The sequence below is a fragment of the Halosegnis rubeus genome (genome assembly GCF_009184545.1).
GTDB classification, from domain to species: Archaea; Halobacteriota; Halobacteria; order Halobacteriales; family Haloarculaceae; genus Halosegnis; species Halosegnis rubeus.
In genome coordinates, this window is the sequence record NZ_QJOW01000001.1 from 359,842 (window position 1) to 372,318 (window position 12,477).

The following is a 12,477-nucleotide window of genomic DNA, read 5'->3' on the forward strand; positions in this document are numbered from 1 at the left end:
TGTTCGGCCGTCCGACACCCCTTTAACGTACGGTGGAGTATCGTTGGTAATGATAGAGGCCACGAGTGCGGGAGCCATCCTCTTTCGGGATACCCGTGGCCGGCGCGAGTATCTGCTGTTGAAGTCGCGACCCGGTGACTGGGAGTTCCCCAAGGGCGGTATCGAGGGGGAAGAAGAGCTACAGCAGACTGCCATCCGCGAGGTGACGGAAGAGGCCGGTATCGAAGACTTCCGGCTCTTAGACGGCTTCCGCCAGGACTACGACTACGTGTTCGAAGCGAACGGCAACACCATCCACAAGACGGTCCACCTGTTCGTCGCGAAATCCTTCGAGGCCTCTGCGGAACTCTCGAAGGAACACCGCGACATGCAGTGGCGCGACTACGAACAGGCCATCAACACCATCACGCAGGACGGTCCCCGCGAGATTCTCCGCGACGCCCACGAGTTCCTCGACGAGCACTTCGACGAGGGCGAGGACGGTGAGACGGCGGACGGCGACACTGAGAGCTTGAGCGACGAGCCGACCGCACCCGATGACGAGTCACGAACCAGCGACGACATCGAGTCGGTCGGACAGCGCGTCGGTGAATCGGACGACGAGTAGTGGACGACCCGGAGTTCATCTTCGAACTTCGCGTCTGTCGGTGGGCCGAACGGCAGTGGCCACCGACCGGTGAGGGGCGCGACCTCGCAGTCCTCGTCGCCCGCCAGCTCGGGATTCGCTCGCGCCGGTACGACACGCTCGTTTTCGAGTGTGACCCGGCGGCGCTGGATGCACGCGGTGTCTTCGGCGACGACCGACTCGAGTCGGACATGCTCCACGTGCTCACGAACGCACCGACGAGCTACGGCTACTACCGCGACGTGCTCCCGGACCCCGGCTATAGTTGGAACCACGTCCGCGAGACGATTCATGCCGCGGACGACCGGGGTCTCATCGACACGCGCCGTGACAGCAACCGCATCGAGATTCGCCGCCGTTACCGCTATCCCGACTGGGTGAATCGCGTCGTCGCAATCGAGAACAAGCCGGACCTCTCGGCGAGTGCCGCCGCGGCGCTTGCCGACCAAATCGAGCGTGACGTGGCGCTCGGGCTGGCAGACGAGGTGTGGGTCGCGACCGAGGCGACCGACGACGACGTCACTCCGGCGCTGTACGAGCGGCTCCCCGTCGAGGCCGGTATCCTCGCTGTCGGTGAGACGGTCGACGTGGCGTGGAACGCGACCGCGCTCGCGACCGACGAGCCGGGAACGCGCATCCTCGACCGCCCCGACGGTGGCGAACACGACCTGAGCGCGGCCCGATTCGAGTACGCCAGTGTCGCGTGGAAACGAGAGAAACGGCGTCAAATCGCCGAGCGCGCTTACGAGCGCGGCTGGCGGTCGTACGTCGATACGATGCGGCCCGACTGTCGCGAGTTCGAGCTTCGCGACCCCGACCTCCCGCTCCCGTACTGTCGGGCAAAAGGTCGCTACGTGACGAGTGCGGAGTGTCGCCACGCGTGCGGGTCGTTCACGCCGGAACCGCCGGCGTGGCGGTCGAAGGGGTGGCCAATCGAGGGCGGACCTGGAAAGGGGTACAAACGACTGTTGGCCCGCCAGCGCGACCGCCGTCGTTAGTCGTCGCGCTCTTCGACTTCGAGTTCGTCGCGATCGACGGCGAGCCGGAACGTGGGCACCGTCTTCTTGATGGAGGTGACGACGCCCTTACTCTCAAGCGAGCGGAGCCCCGAGCGCACCTCGCCAACCTCCGGGTCATAGCCGGCACCACGCAGGCCGTGGAGCACGCTGACGACGCTCTGTGGCTCCTCGTCTCGCCCGGCGAGCACCTCGATGATACCGACCTGCAGGGCGGGTACGCGGACGATTCGGGGACCCCCCGTGTCGCCGTCGCCCTCGATTCCCGGCTCCACGTCGACGAGTTCGGCCGCCTCGTCGGTCGCGCGGATGAGGCTGTTGTCGTCGCGGTAGTAGAACCGTTTTAATTCGCCTTCGAGATACTGGTGGACCTCGCTGCCCGACTCCATCCCCCACCGGTCCTGTAGCTCGCCGTTCTTGGTCGGCTGGAGCGCGACGATGTCCGCGAGCCGCCCGCTGGCTGTCTCGTCCAGTTCCTGCTCGCTCTCGCTCATACCCGGCGGCTATGGGTGGGGTGTATTTCGCACTAGCGGTTCCTGTCCGCCGAGCGCTCTGCGTCGAGCGGCAGGCCTTTCATCTCCCCGGCGGAAGCGAGCGTATGGTCACGCTCGGACTCGTGGTGGCGCAGTTCAACAAGGAACGGCCCATCACCCACGAGATGGAAGCCGCCGCGCGCGACGCCGCCGCCGAGCGCGACGCCACTATCGCCGAGACGATTCCGGTACCAGGTGCCTACGACGCGCCGCTTGCCGCCGACCGGCTCGCACGCCGCGACGACATCGACGCCGTCGCCGTCATCGGTGCTATCATCACCGGCGACACCGACCACGACCGCGTCATCGCCGACGCTGCCGCACAGGGACTCACCGAGGTGTCACTCGACCGCGACACGCCGGTCACCTACGGTGTCACCGGCCCGGGGATGAGTGTTGCCGACGCCGAGGCGCGTATCCCGAAAGGCGGCGATGTCGTCGACAGCGCGATCGACCTTGCAGTAGAACTCCAAGACCTATGACCCAGACATTCGCAGACCGCGTCACCCGTGTCGAACCGAGCGCCACCATCGCTATCTCTAACCTCGCCAGCGAACTCGAGGCCGACGGCGTCGATGTCGTCGACTTGTCCGTCGGCGAACCCGACTTCCCGACGCCCCAGAACGTCGTCGAGGCGGGCAAACAGGCCATCGACGACGGCCACACCGGCTACGCGCCCTCAAACGGGATTCCACAGCTCCGGGAGGCCATCGTCGAGAAGTTCGAGGCCGACGGACTCTCCTACGGCACCGACGAACTCATCGTCACCCCGGGCGGGAAACAGGCCCTCTTCGAGGTGTTCATGGCCCTGCTCGACGAGGACGACGAGGTCGTCCTCTTCGACCCGGCGTGGGTGAGCTACGAGGCGATGGCGAAGATGGCCGGCGCGTCCATCGAGCGCGTCGACCTCTCGCCGTACGACTTCCAGCTTGAACCCGCGCTCGATGAGCTGGCCGAGGTCGTCACCGACGACACCTCGCTCATCGTCGTCAACAGTCCGTCGAACCCGACGGGTGCTGTCTTCTCCGATGCCGCGCTTGAGGGCGTCCGCGACCTCGCCGTCGAACACGACGTGATGGCGCTGTCGGACGAAATCTATCAGGAAATCACCTACGGGACGGATATGACCTCGCTCGGCAGTCTCGACGGGATGGAGGGGCGGACGATTACGCTCAACGGCTTCTCGAAGGCCTACTCGATGACGGGGTGGCGGCTCGGCTACGTCGGCCTTCCGGTCGACCTCCACGAGCAAGCCGCGAAGATACAGAGCCACTCGGTCACCTGTGCGACCCACTTCGTCCAGTACGCCGGACTCGAAGCCCTGACCAACACCGACGAGGCCGTCGCGGAGATGCGCGATGCGTTCCACGAGCGCCGCGACATGCTGCTCGAGCTGTTCGAAGAACACGACAAGGACGTGGCCACGCCCGAGGGTGCATTCTACATGATGCTCCCGGTCGATGACGACGACCAAGCCTGGTGTGAGGGTGCGATCGAGGACGCCCACGTCGCCACGGTGCCCGGCAGCGCGTTCGGGACGCCCGGCTACGCGCGATTGTCCTACGCCGCGAGCGAAGGTCGACTCCGCGAGGCGGTCGAGCGACTCGCCGACAACGACTACATCTAGTCGAGATACGCCTCGACCAGTTGCCGCTGTGCCCGCCGGAGATGGTAGTGGAGCGTCGCCGCCGAGATGTCGAGACGCTCGGCGAGGTCCTCCGCGGTCACGTCCCGTGGCCACTCGAAGTAGCCCGCCTCGAACGCGGCTTCGACCATCTCTGTTTGTTTGTCCGTGAGCTCCGTCGAATCGGGCCACGCCGGCTGGTCGCGGCGTCCCCGCTCGGAAAGCGTCCGTTTCGCGCGCAGCTCCGTCTCGGGATAGATCTCGCGTATCCGGTCGAGTATCTCCCGCACGTCAGTTCCCTCTGGCGCGGTTGCGACGATGGTCACGCTGTCGGGGTCGAGTTCGATGCGACGCGTCTCGGCGCCTGCCGCGAGCAACATGCCGGCGGCCGACTCGGCGAAGCGCACCTCATACAGGTTCGCGTCGGCGTCGACGACACGCGCCGACCGAACGTTGTCCGTGTTCTCCATCTCGGTCACGATGCGCTCGGGGGCGGCTCCCTCGATGGTGTAGTACTGCACGGTGGTGCCGTCTTCCTCCTGTGTCATCCACTCGCGCTCGCCGGTCGCGCCCGTCTCCTTCGCGAACCTCACTACCGGGACGGTGTCGCTCTTGATCCGAAGCTCGAGTTCGATGCGAGGCTGTGACAGCATGAGCCGCTCCGTCTGGACCGAACCGATGGCCAGCCCGGCGACCCGCCCAAGCTGTGTCAACAGCGTCTCCTCGAGTTGCCCGTACCGGTCGGGTGTATCGGTGTAGCTGGTGAGGACCCCGTATATCGTTCCGTCGGCGACCAACGGGACGGAACAGCCGGCGTGAAACCCGTGGTCGGCAGTGAACTCGCGAGGGCCGTCGGGATGCTCGGAGTTGGGAATATCTCTGATAGTCGATATCCGTCCGGTCTGTGCCGTCACCAGCGCCGGTCGCGCCTCGTCGGCGCTCGTCCACTCACCGGCGAACGCATCGACCGACACCGTCTCCGGGCCCGCCGCTGCAACCGCTTCGAGCCGTCCGTCGCGCTCCTCGCCGACCCAGACGGCCCGGTAGAGACCGGCGTTGCCGAGTGTCTCACACAGCGCGTGCTCGATTTCCTCGCGCGTCTTTGCGGCGATGACCCGGTCGGTCGCAAGCTGTACTGTCTTGAGCAGCTCCGCGCGTGGCAGATCCTCGTCGGCGACGGAGACGATTCCGGTGAGAGTCTCACCGTCGCCGTTCCGCGAGAGGCTCGTGGTGTGGTGGTGGGTGCACTGCTCGCCGTCCTTGCGGACCATGTCGATCTTGTCGGTCCAGTAGGTCGTCTCGTCCGACCCGGTGAGTCGCGCTTCGAACCGGTCCCAGGCGTCGGTCGAAAACAGGTCCGGCGCGTCCAACTGCGAGAGCTCCTCGTCGGTGTAGCCGACGACCGAGGCGAACTGCTCGTTCCACCACGCGATGTCACCGTCGGCAGAAAGCTGATACGCCGGCTGTGTGGTCTCGCCGAGCACGGCAGCAACCGAATCGCCCCCCGACTCGGCCGATACGACGTGCTCAGGCTTCATTCTATGTGAACATAACGTGGCCGAGGCGTAAAAGCCCACCCGGCGCGTCAGCTACTCGACGAGCGTCGAGCGAAGGTCGTCGTCGAGTTCCGCATCGCTCATCTTCTCGACCAACGCGGCGAGGACCTCCTCGCGTGCGCCGGGCACGAACTTGATAGAGCCGACGACGAGGTGGCCGCCGCCGCTGACGCCTGCACCCGGAAGCTCCTCGGTCAGCTCAGACACCATCTGCGGGATGTCGAGGCGAACGCCGTCGGACCGGAGGACGGCGAAGTCCGGACCGAAGCCGATGGTGATGACCGGGTCACCGGTCTCCTGCACCTTGCGGTCGTGGATCTCGCCGGTCGTCTTCCCCGGCGCAGGGTAGATGAAGCGGTGGGCGAACTCGTCAACGTCGACCCGGTAGAGATGTGCGTCGTTCGACAGCATCTCGTGGTCGATGTGCGGGAGCGCGTCCTCGATCTGCTTTTCCACGTCGCGCTCGGCGCGTCCGGCAAGGAACTCCACGAGGTCGTGGTGGCGCTCCGTGTCGCCGCCGAGGTTCAACACGTCCTCGATGACGGCGTCACCGGAGTTGTAGCGGAGCCAGTGGGCGGCGTAATCGAGCGCCTCGCTGATGTCGTGGAGGTCCGGTTCCTCGTAGCCGGCCTCGTTCGCGAGCGCGAGGTAGTCGTCCATCGCGTCGGCCTGCGAGCGGTCCGCGAGTCCGGCCACCGCCGGGATGTGTTCGAGGTCACTCGAGAGCGACGGGTCGATCATCCGCGCGAGCTCGACGCTCATCATCCCGGTCGTGATGCGGTAGTCCTCGTCGTGGAGGTACGGATTGACGTGGGCGTCGAGCAGCGGCTCGACGGCCTCCGGGTCGGGATGGTGGTGGTCGACGACGACGATTGGGATGTCGTACTGTGCGAGCGCGCGGTAGGCAGGGGTATCTTCCTCCGTCGAGCCGTTGTCGAGCATCAACAGGAGCGGGAGCTTCTGGCCGTGTCGCTCCTGGTCTTCGAGCGCGTAGTTCAGGTCCCGCGTCATATCCTCCATCTCGTAGTACGGAGCCTTCGAGGGGAGCCGGCGGAACAGGTGTTGCGGGGCCTGACTGTCCTCGTGGACCTCACCGATGAAGTTCTGGAGCGCGAGTTGGACCGGGACGGACGCGCACATGCCGTCGCCGTCGGCGTGATGGCGCATCCGAATCGGTCGGCCGTCGAGCACCGCTCGGCGGAGCCGTTTCGCGACGCCGCGAAGCTCCTCGCGGATCGGCTCGAATGCCTCCCACTCGATGAGCGGCTCGACCTCGGCTGGCGCGGCCGTCTCGTCCAGTTGCGCTTCGAGTCGCTCGCGGACCTCGGCGCTCTCCTCGTCGTCGAGTCGCGCGAGTTCGTCGACCTCGACCTGAACCGCCCCCTCACGCGTCTCTACGTCGCCGGTCACGCGGACGACGTCGCCGATTTCGACGTCCGGGTACGCACGGACGCCGGCCTCCTCGAAGGCTGCGGCCGGGACGACCCCGGAGCCGTCGCGCAGTTGAAACAGCGTCGGCCCGCCGGTCTGTTTGATGCCGACGACTTCGCCCTCAACGTGGACCGTCTGTCCGACCGAGTCGGCGAGATCCGAGACGCCGACGTTCTCCCCGTGGCGCACCTCGACGGTGACCGGGTCGGCCGGGTCGGTCTCGTGGAACGAGAGGTCGCCGTCCTCGCGAATCTCGGCGAGTTCGACGACGAACTCGTCGCCGACATCGTACTCGCCGTCGAGGACGGAGTCGTGGACGAGCCCGGAGACGTGCTCGGAGACGTCGACGAAGACGCCGTACTCGACGACGCCGTTGACGGTCGCGTGGTACAGTGCGCCCTCCTCCACGTCGGCGAAGGTACAGCTGTCGGCGAGCGCGTAGACGGTGGGGCCGGCAGCCCCCGTGCTGGGACTTTCTCCAGCATCAACAGATGAATCCATTAGTGAGTATTGCGGTCTTTCTCCCGTTAAGCGTTTCACTTCCCGCCAGCGCCGACCGAGACGCCCCCCTATCGGAACCCTTAGTTTCGCGCCGACCCGAGTCTGGGTATGCGTCTGTTCCGGTCGAGTACGGTGCTCGGTATCGCCGAGGGCGCCCTCTCGTTTGCCCGCTCCGCCGCGGAGGACACTCACCCCGACGAGTACATGGGGCTGCTCCGCGGCGAGGACGCCCGCGACCTCGGACTCGACCGTGACGGCACCGTCGTCACCGACGTGCTCATCATCCCCGGAACGACTTTCTCGCCCGTCAGCGCCACCGTTCGCTCGGACATGATTCCGACCGGCGCACGCTCCGTCGGCTCGCTCCACTCGCACCCGAACGGCGTGCTTCACCCCTCTGAGCAGGACATCCAGACGTTCGGCAACGGTTCCGTCCACATCATCCTCGGTGCGCCCTACGGTCCCGACGACTGGCGCGCGTTCGACCGTACCGGCGATCCCCGCGAGTTGGACGTAGTTGACGTTGAGCTTCCCGACGACGACTTCTTCGATTTCACGCAGGCCGATATCGACGCCGAGCTGGAGGGACGATGACGACGGTCGTCGCACAGGGGACCTTCGACCTTCTCCATCCCGGACACCTCCATTACCTGCGTGAGGCTCGCTCGATGGGCAACGAGCTCCACGTCATCCTCGCGCGCCGGTCCAACGTCACCCACAAGGAGCCACCGATTCTCCCCGACACGCAGCGCCGCGAGATGGTCGACGCGCTCGACCCCGTCACCGAGGCGCACCTCGGCCACGAGTCGGACATCTTCGTTCCAATCGAGCGCATCGACCCAGATGTCATCGTACTCGGTCACGACCAACACCACGACGACGACGCTATCCGCCGCGCGCTCGCCGACCGCGGCATCGATTGTGAGGTCGTCCGCGCCACGCCCCACGAGACCGACGACGAAGTGCTCTCGACCGGTCGTATCATCGACCGCATCTGCAAACAGCGGTGCGGATAGCTCACTCGAACTGGAGGCGACGCGCCGCGAGCAGACAGCCGACCGCGAGCGCGCCGAGCACCGCGACTAACCCCATGGGGCGCTCGCCACCGTCGCCGCTGGCCTGCCAGTCGCGGTCGAAGGCGTCTCGGTAGTAGCCTGGTACCTCACCCCCCGACAGCGCGAGCAGCACCTCGCGGTTCTCGCGTGCGGCGTTATCGTTCCAGTTCATGCTCCCGAGCACGACCGTCTCGTCGACGACCACTCCCTTCGCGTGCACCTTCTCGTACCCTCGGGGGCGGGCGAGCCGCGCCGTAAGCGAGAGCTCCTCGCGCTCGGCAATGCGGTTCAGCCGGTCCACGACGCGCTGATTCTCCTCTTCGACGTACCACGCACTCGACAGCAGTATCCGGACCTCGACGCCACGGCGAGCCGCCTCGACAGTCGCCGCGACGAGCGACTGGTCGACGCCACCGACGCTCACTTGGAGGACGCGGACCGACGACTCCGCCCGCTCGATACGGCGAACCACCGCTGTCTCGGCGTTGTCAGGCGCGGTGAGCAGCGAGACGGACTCGTAGTTGAGGCTCGCTGGCTCCGTCCGACTCCGGAACGACCCCGAGGCCGGCGGCTCACTCGTGAACGTCTCCCCCTCGCGGAACTGTCTCCACGGGGTCGCTGCCCGGTACGTGAAATCTCCGATGAACGTCGCCGCGAGTCGGCTGACGACCGTCTCGTCGGCGACGGTCGCGCCCCACCCGCGAGACGAGGCCCCTCCGACTCCGGACGGCTTCCAGTTTTCAGTCAGGACGGTCGCCCGATCGTCGGCGACGACGTACTTCGCGTGGTGGTAGCGGTAACGCGTCGCCGGTCCGTCGACGACCCGAACGTCGATACCCGCCGCCGTGAGTTGATCCAGTCGCGCTGCCTGTTCACTCGTGGTGCCGCCAACCGGGCCGCCCTCAACTAAGACCCTGACCCGCACGCCGCGGTCGTGTGCTTGAAGGAGTGTCTCGGTCACGCGCCGTGAGGTGAGCGTGTAGCCGGCCAGCAGGACGCGCTCGTCGGCCTGTTCGATTGGCGCGACCGCGGCCGCGGGTGCGTCGGGCAAGAGGAAGCCGCGCGCCTCGCCGCTACCGCCGCCGGCGACCGGGTAGTCGGTCGCACCGACCGGTCGCCACTTCCCGTCGACGTACACCTCGGCTTCCGGCGCGTTCTCGTACGCCAGCGACGCGACCGTCTCGCCGTCGCGCCGCAGCCGGAGTCGTTCGCCGCTGTTCGAGAGCCGCGGCAGCGAGACGGCGACGACGGTTCTATTACACGATCGCCGAACCGCCGCTGGCCGTCTGGTCAGGACGACGGTCCCAGTCGCGTTCACCGCCGGGAGCTGAAGCCGTTCCTCCCCGTCGTCGAGCGTGTACGTCGAGAGGTTCGCGTCGCTGGTGACCGACAGCGCGACGTACTCGCCGCGGTCGTTCTCCGCCAGCGGGTTCGCGACGACCGACGCGAACGCCGGATGTGGGCCGTTCGCCGAACCCGACTCACTGGCACCGACCGGCACAGCTCCGGCGCCCGAGGCGAGAAGGAGCAGACACGCGAGGAGCACGCGAAGGTGAGCCACGCGACGGGTGGCGCGTCCCCGGTAATAAAGCTACGCGGCGGCGGTCGCGCCGAGGTGATCTTCGGCCTTCTCGGCTTCCGACTGCACGAGGAACGAGCGGTCGTCGACGTATTGGGCGGCCTCTTCGAGGGCACGCTCCGTCCCGATTTGGACGAGGGCCCACGCGGCCGCGGCGCGGACGCCGTCTCGTTCCTCCTCGGCGAGCACGTCGGCCAGCGGCTCCACCGCGCGGGTGTCGCCGATGCGGCCGAGCGCGCGAGCGGCCTGTGACCGAACCTCGTAATCCTCGGCGACGAGGCGGTTCGCGACCGGCTGTGTCGACTCCGGCGAGCCGATTTCGCCGAGCGTCTTCAACACGGTCTTCTGGAGCGGCGGATTCGACTCGTCGCTGATGTAGTCGTGGAGCATCTCGCAGGCAGCGTCGTCGCCAATCTTTCCGAGCACCTCGATTGCGGGTCGGTCGCGCCGCTGTGCGAGCCCTTCCATCGCGTCGTACGCCTCCGGCGCGCCGAGCCGGCGGAACGCCTCGACGCAGTTGTCCTGCATGAACTCCGAGTCGAACGTCTCGAAGGCGGTCAGGATGCGCTCGGGGTCGTTCTCGTGTTCGGCGATGCGGACGACGCCCAACTCCGGGGGGAAGTCCTTGCGGTTGTCCGAGTCGAGCCGGTCGTAAAATCCCTCGACGGTGAGCTGTTCGACGACGGTGAGATCGTCCCACTCCTCTGCGGCCTCCAGCGCGTCCGCGAACGCGTCCGTGGCCGCGAGCAGCGCGGCGATGGTGTCCGTGTCGTCGTCAGCATCGAGACCGGCGTCGGTGACGGCCGTAGCCACGCTATCGAGGGCGTCGGTGTAATCCTCCGGGAAGTCGGAGCCGTACTCGAAGCTCGTGTCGAGCGTGTCGCCAACGCTCTCGGTGAGTGTCTCAGTCGCCGTGACCACCTCGGGTTCACCGTCCTCGGTCCAGCGTGTGTCGGTGACCGTCCCACTACCCGCCTCGATAGCGTCGATTACGTCGCTCCCGTAGGGTCCACGCTGTTGTTCGAGCTGGTCGCGAAGCTCCTCCAGTCGGCCGGTGAGTCGCTCTGCGGGCGGCTCTTCGTCCTCGTCGTCCGGCTCGGGAAACGACGCGTTCTCGATTTGCGTCTCGGCCGCGTCGAGCGTCGCCTCGACGTCGTCGAGGTCGGTCTCGGTCTCGGCGGCCTCCAGTGCCGTCTCGGCCTCGTCGAGTCGTTCGTCCACTGTCTCGGGCGTGACGTCGACGGCCGTCTCCTCGTCGGCCGGCGCGTCGGTCTCGTCGGTCTCGTCGCTCCCGTCGCTCATACCGTTGTCTCCGTGAGTTGCAGAAAAGAGCGTTTCCCTTCACTCACGCCAGTAAAACCGCGGCGACAGCGTGACGTACGCCAGCGCACAGATGAGCAGCGCGATGGGGAACGCACGCCGGAGCGCGGATGGAAACAGCACAGTACACGCCTGTACCGCGCCGAGAATCAGCGCGTCACCGGCCAACAGGTCCGGATACGTGATGGGCGCGAGCATCGCGACCGCGAGGATGACCGCCGCGCCGACGGCAAGCGCTGGACCGGCGACGCCGTAGATGACGCTCCCGGTCGCGGTGACGCCGGCCACCTGTAGCGCAGCGAGTAGCGTCGCGGCGAGCGTCGTCTGGACGCCCTCCGTCGTGGTGTCGTCCTCGTCGTAGGCAGCGTACATCCCGAGCCTGAGGACGCCGGCCGCGACGAACAGCCCGCCTGCGGTGAGCGTCGTCGCCGTCGCAACCGTGAGACCGAAGCCGGACTCCACGCCGGCGAGACTGAACACGAGCACCGCCGGCGCGACGACGAACGTCGACACGTCGGCGAGTGCATCGAGGAACGCACCCGCGTCCGAGGAGCCGTAGCGGCGGGCGACCACGCCGTCCAGCCCGTCGGCAATCGCGCCCAACAGGATGAGCCGTGCCGCGAGCGTCGGCTCCACGGTTGCGACGGCGGCGGCGACGAAGCCGATTGCCGCGTTGGTGACGGTCACGATGTCGGCCGCTGACACCCTGCCGACGAACCGTGGCTTCATACCTCTGGGTCGCCGGTCGCTCCCTTATGCGGTTCGCTTCGACGGTCGAACCACGGAACGTTTATCCCCGTGTCCCCAACCGAACGGTAATGAAGCGCCGGACTCTTCTCGCCACGGTGGGAACGGTCGCGACCGCGACTCTCGCGGGCTGTTCTAGCGGCCTTTCGGAAGACGACTACGACATCGGGATGACGGCAAATCAGTTCCGCCCGGCCAGCTACACGGCAAGCGTCGGCGAGACGGTCGTGTGGGGAAATCCGAGTTCACGCGGCCACTCGGTCACTGCCTACGAGGACGGACTCCCTGAGGGTGCCGACTTCTTCGCCTCCGGCGGGGCCGACACCGAGTCGGCCGCCAGAGACGGCTTCTGGGGGAGCAGTCAGGGACGGCTCGCCTCCGGCGACCTCTATGAACACACCTTCGAGGTCGCCGGCGAGTACCCGTACTTCTGTGTTCCTCACGAGGACGGCGGCATGGTTGCCACTGTCGTCGTCGAATAAACGGGGAG

12 protein-coding genes and 1 pseudogene are annotated in these 12,477 nt (G+C 66.9%); 7 read left to right on the plus strand and 6 right to left on the minus strand.

The genetic code is table 11. The features are described from left to right. Positions 1 to 49: 49 nt before the first annotated feature. Positions 50 to 481, plus strand: a pseudogene (locus DMP03_RS01870) (bis(5'-nucleosyl)-tetraphosphatase); the annotation flags it as partial. A gap of 125 nt (positions 482 to 606) precedes the next feature. Beyond that, positions 607 to 1,623 (plus strand): DUF5787 family protein, encoded by a 1,017-nt coding sequence (locus tag DMP03_RS01875; protein WP_172967045.1) that lies wholly within the window; start codon positions 607 to 609, stop codon positions 1,621 to 1,623. Here DMP03_RS01875 and DMP03_RS01880 read toward each other — a convergent pair. Then, complete coding sequence (locus DMP03_RS01880; protein WP_152119034.1) at positions 1,620 to 2,135, minus strand: DUF5797 family protein; 516 nt, start codon at positions 2,133 to 2,135, stop codon at positions 1,620 to 1,622. The two genes, DMP03_RS01875 and DMP03_RS01880, sit on opposite strands and share 4 nt — an antisense overlap. 104 nt (positions 2,136 to 2,239) lie before the next feature. Here DMP03_RS01880 and ribH point away from each other — a divergent pair, with 104 nt between their 5' ends. Both ribH and DMP03_RS01890 read left to right on the plus strand, forming a co-directional pair. Further along, positions 2,240 to 2,656 carry a 6,7-dimethyl-8-ribityllumazine synthase gene (ribH, locus tag DMP03_RS01885; RefSeq protein ID WP_152119035.1) on the plus strand — a complete coding sequence of 139 codons (417 nt, stop codon included), beginning with the start codon at positions 2,240 to 2,242 and terminating at the stop codon, positions 2,654 to 2,656. Further along, positions 2,653 to 3,801, plus strand: coding sequence for a pyridoxal phosphate-dependent aminotransferase (locus tag DMP03_RS01890; RefSeq protein ID WP_152119036.1), 1,149 nt, complete (start codon positions 2,653 to 2,655; stop codon positions 3,799 to 3,801). Before ribH ends, DMP03_RS01890 begins: the two co-directional genes overlap by 4 nt. On the opposite strand, the gene DMP03_RS01895 is transcribed toward DMP03_RS01890, so the two are convergent. Continuing rightward, positions 3,798 to 5,336 (minus strand): bacterio-opsin activator domain-containing protein, encoded by a 1,539-nt coding sequence (locus DMP03_RS01895; RefSeq protein WP_152119037.1) that lies wholly within the window; start codon positions 5,334 to 5,336, stop codon positions 3,798 to 3,800. The two genes, DMP03_RS01890 and DMP03_RS01895, sit on opposite strands and share 4 nt — an antisense overlap. A gap of 51 nt (positions 5,337 to 5,387) precedes the next feature. Further along, positions 5,388 to 7,286: a DHH family phosphoesterase gene (locus tag DMP03_RS01900; RefSeq protein WP_152119038.1), complete on the minus strand. Its 1,899-nt coding sequence runs from the start codon at positions 7,284 to 7,286 to the stop codon at positions 5,388 to 5,390. A 108-nt stretch (positions 7,287 to 7,394) separates the two neighbouring features. Between DMP03_RS01900 and DMP03_RS01905 the strand changes: the two genes are divergently transcribed. Then, positions 7,395 to 7,880 (plus strand): Mov34/MPN/PAD-1 family protein, encoded by a 486-nt coding sequence (locus tag DMP03_RS01905; RefSeq protein ID WP_152119039.1) that lies wholly within the window; start codon positions 7,395 to 7,397, stop codon positions 7,878 to 7,880. Next, positions 7,877 to 8,302, plus strand: a complete 426-nt coding sequence (locus DMP03_RS01910) for an adenylyltransferase/cytidyltransferase family protein (protein ID WP_152119040.1) — start codon at positions 7,877 to 7,879, stop codon at positions 8,300 to 8,302. The genes DMP03_RS01905 and DMP03_RS01910 overlap by 4 nt, the downstream gene beginning before the upstream one ends. A gap of 1 nt (position 8,303) precedes the next feature. Here DMP03_RS01910 and DMP03_RS01915 read toward each other — a convergent pair whose 3' ends face one another. Genes DMP03_RS01915 through DMP03_RS01925 form a run of 3 tightly spaced genes read right to left on the minus strand, consistent with a single transcriptional unit; the run spans position 8,304 to position 11,969 of the window. After that, a complete protein-coding gene (locus DMP03_RS01915; RefSeq protein ID WP_152119041.1) occupies positions 8,304 to 9,902 on the minus strand; it encodes a phospholipase D-like domain-containing protein in 1,599 nt (532 codons plus the stop codon). 30 nt (positions 9,903 to 9,932) lie between these two features. Further along, positions 9,933 to 11,222 carry a HEAT repeat domain-containing protein gene (locus DMP03_RS01920; RefSeq protein ID WP_152119042.1) on the minus strand — a complete coding sequence of 430 codons (1,290 nt, stop codon included), beginning with the start codon at positions 11,220 to 11,222 and terminating at the stop codon, positions 9,933 to 9,935. Between the two features lie 39 nt (positions 11,223 to 11,261). Then, positions 11,262 to 11,969: a protein sorting system archaetidylserine synthase gene (locus tag DMP03_RS01925; RefSeq protein WP_152119043.1), complete on the minus strand. Its 708-nt coding sequence runs from the start codon at positions 11,967 to 11,969 to the stop codon at positions 11,262 to 11,264. 89 nt (positions 11,970 to 12,058) lie between these two features. Between DMP03_RS01925 and DMP03_RS01930 the strand changes: the two genes are divergently transcribed. Then, entirely contained in the window at positions 12,059 to 12,469 is a 411-nt protein-coding gene (locus DMP03_RS01930) for a plastocyanin/azurin family copper-binding protein (protein WP_152119044.1), read from the plus strand. Positions 12,470 to 12,477: the final 8 nt, after the last annotated feature.

What these genes read in the sequence shown, in the direction of transcription:
- DMP03_RS01930 (WP_152119044.1), top strand. Translation starts at nt 12,059, where the DNA reads ATGAAGCGCCGGACTCTTCTCGCCACGGTGGGAACGGTCGCGACCGCG.
- DMP03_RS01900 (WP_152119038.1), bottom strand. Translation starts at nt 7,286, where the DNA reads ATGGATTCATCTGTTGATGCTGGAGAAAGTCCCAGCACGGGGGCTGCC.
- DMP03_RS01920 (WP_152119042.1), bottom strand. Translation starts at nt 11,222, where the DNA reads ATGAGCGACGGGAGCGACGAGACCGACGAGACCGACGCGCCGGCCGAC.
- DMP03_RS01880 (WP_152119034.1), bottom strand. Translation starts at nt 2,135, where the DNA reads ATGAGCGAGAGCGAGCAGGAACTGGACGAGACAGCCAGCGGGCGGCTC.
- DMP03_RS01910 (WP_152119040.1), top strand. Translation starts at nt 7,877, where the DNA reads ATGACGACGGTCGTCGCACAGGGGACCTTCGACCTTCTCCATCCCGGA.
- DMP03_RS01890 (WP_152119036.1), top strand. Translation starts at nt 2,653, where the DNA reads ATGACCCAGACATTCGCAGACCGCGTCACCCGTGTCGAACCGAGCGCC.
- DMP03_RS01905 (WP_152119039.1), top strand. Translation starts at nt 7,395, where the DNA reads ATGCGTCTGTTCCGGTCGAGTACGGTGCTCGGTATCGCCGAGGGCGCC.
- ribH (WP_152119035.1), top strand. Translation starts at nt 2,240, where the DNA reads ATGGTCACGCTCGGACTCGTGGTGGCGCAGTTCAACAAGGAACGGCCC.
- DMP03_RS01895 (WP_152119037.1), bottom strand. Translation starts at nt 5,336, where the DNA reads ATGAAGCCTGAGCACGTCGTATCGGCCGAGTCGGGGGGCGATTCGGTT.
- DMP03_RS01925 (WP_152119043.1), bottom strand. Translation starts at nt 11,969, where the DNA reads ATGAAGCCACGGTTCGTCGGCAGGGTGTCAGCGGCCGACATCGTGACC.